Source organism: Thalassotalea sp. G20_0 (assembly GCF_017744175.1).
Lineage (GTDB): Bacteria > Pseudomonadota > Gammaproteobacteria > Pseudomonadales > Endozoicomonadaceae > Endozoicomonas.
This window is the reverse complement of the sequence record NZ_JAGHQV010000503.1, coordinates 1-547: the sequence shown is the minus strand read 5'-3', so window position 1 is coordinate 547 and position 547 is coordinate 1. Positions and strand designations below refer to the sequence as shown.

Sequence of the window (547 nt, the reverse complement as noted above, 5' to 3'; positions counted from 1 at the left end):
GTATTTTTTCTGCAGGTTGCGCAGTAAATCGATGATCTGGGATTGGACGGTTCTGTCCAGCGCAGACGTTGGCTCGTCCAGCACCATCAGCCTGGGTTTCAGCACCAGAGCCCTGGCAATGGAGATACGCTGGCGCTGGCCACCGGAAAACTCATGGGGGTAACGGTGACGACACTCCGGGTCAAGGCCCACATCCTCCAATGCCGCGATGATCTGTTCTTCACGGTTGGCTTCAGTGGCCAGTTTATGAATATCAAGGCCTTCACCAACAATATCAGCAACCGTCATGCGTGGGCTGAGGCTGCCAAAGGGATCCTGAAACACGATCTGCATTTCCCGTCGCAGTGGCCGGAACTGGTCCTGGTTCATCGTGTCGATACGGGTATCTTCAAACCGGATCAGGCCCTCTGATGTCTGCAGTTTCAACAGGGCCATGCCCAGGGTTGTTTTACCGGAACCGGACTCACCAACAATGCCCAGGGTTTCGCCCTGGTGAATAGTGAGCGATAAATCAGTGACTGCCTTCACATGGCCCACTGTTTTTTTG

Annotated in this window: 1 protein-coding gene; it reads right to left on the bottom strand. The window is 54.3% G+C overall.

The annotated features are described in order from the left end of the window. The coding region (locus J7438_RS27260) for an ATP-binding cassette domain-containing protein (protein ID WP_353620208.1) at window positions 1–528 on the bottom strand (528 nt) is incomplete at its 3' end. Window positions 529–547: the final 19 nt, after the last annotated feature.